Here is a 1,753-nt window from a genome sequence, read left to right on the forward strand (position 1 = left end):
GGGGCGGAGAGCGCGATCCGGTTCACCCGGCGGCGGGACGCCGTGCGCGGGTCGGTCGGTCGGTGCGGTGTGCGGTCGGGCATCGGATGGTCGGACACCATGCCGGTGGCGCTCCCTCGGTCGTGCGCGGCTGCTCCTGGCCTCGGGCCGGCGGAGGTTCGGGCATCAGGGGGAGGCCGGTCCCGGGGGCCGAGCCCGCCTCGTTGTCGAACGGTTGTGATCGATTCCGCACATCACGCGACGCCGGAAGGGGGTCCTGATGGGCGATCGTGATTGCAGTTCGGCCGCAATGCTGCGACAGGATGAACCAGATGTTTCGGTTGTGTTGACAGTGGCTGGGGAGGCGGTCAGGCTACCCCACAACATGTTGATTTCCGTGTGATGGTGTCGCTTGCTGTTCGATTTTGGATGAGGGATCTCTCCGGTCGGACCTGGGCGCGGGACCGCACGGATGACATCAAGGAACCCTGCATGCGAAGAGTGGGATCCGTTTTCGCGGGCCTTCTGGGCCTGCTCCTGTCACTCACGGTCTGGGTGCCGGCGGACGCCGCACCTGTCACCACCTCGACCGGTACCCAGTTCCCGGACACCGCCGGCGCGGGGGTCCAGGCGCACGGCGGCGGTGTGATCAAGGTGGGTGAGTACTACTACTGGTTCGGCGAGGACCGCGGCGAGGACAACAAGTTCCGCTACGTCTCCGCCTACCGCTCCAAGGATCTGAAGACCTGGGAGCCCCGGGGGCACGTCCTCACCCAGGAGTCCTCCCCGGAGCTGGCCACGGCCCTGATCGAGCGGCCGAAGGTCCTCTACAACGAGAGGACCGGGCAGTTCGTGATGTGGATGCACAAGGAGGCCGACGACTCCTACGCCGAGGCCCGTGCGGCGGTGGCGGTGTCCGCCACCGTGGACGGCCCGTACGAGTGGAAGGGGTCGTTCCGGCCGAAGGACGCGGCGGGCAACGAGTACATGTCCCGCGACATCACCGTGTTCGAGGACAAGGCCGCGGGCAAGGCGTACATGATCTCCGCCGCGAACAACAACGCCGACCTGATGATCTACGAACTCACCGAGGACTACACCCAGGTGAAGGGCATCCCGGCGAACCCCTGGCCGGGCCGGCACCGTGAGTCGCCGGCCCTGTTCAAGCGCGGGGACGTCTACTTCATGCTCACCTCCGGGACCAGCTACTGGGACCCGAACCAGCAGAAGTACGCCACCGCCCCGAGCCCCACCGGGCCGTGGACGCCGATGAGGGATGTCGGCAACAGCAACGGCCATCAGTCGCAGACCGCGTTCGTGCTGCCGGTCGAGGGCAGTGAGACCACCTCCTACCTCTATCTGGGCGACCGGTGGGCGGGTGTGTGGTCGGACCCGAAGCGGGTGAACGACTCCACCTATGTGTGGCTCCCGCTGGAGTTCCCGGACGCCACGACGATGATCCTGCCCTGGTACCCAGAGGTCTCGGTCGACACGGTCACCGGCCGGGTCCGGGGCACCGGCGGGGACCCGCTCAACACCCTGGTGAACAAGGCCAGCGGGCAGTGCGCGACCGTGCCGGGCAGTGTCTCCGACAACGGCGTGGTGGTGGTCCAGGGCGCCTGCGACAGCGGACTCAACAGCCGGTGGCGCTTCACCGACAACAACAACGGCAACGTCCGGGTGCTCGCCCAGCACAGCGGCAAGTGCCTCGACGTCTCGGACAGTTCGGTCGCCGACGGCGCCGAGGTCGAGCAGTACGACTGCGGCTGGGGGG

The 1,753-nt window shown here is 67.7% G+C and carries 1 protein-coding gene; it reads left to right on the plus strand.

The window, feature by feature from the left end; genetic code table 11:
- Positions 1–471 precede the first annotated feature (471 nt).
- Positions 472–1,753 (plus strand): family 43 glycosylhydrolase (locus VR45_RS39860; protein WP_052709732.1); only part of this gene is annotated, 1,282 nt, incomplete at its 3' end.

The sequence above is a fragment of the Streptomyces sp. NRRL S-495 genome (genome assembly GCF_000966955.1).
Classification (GTDB): Bacteria; Actinomycetota; Actinomycetes; order Streptomycetales; family Streptomycetaceae; genus Kitasatospora; species Kitasatospora purpeofusca.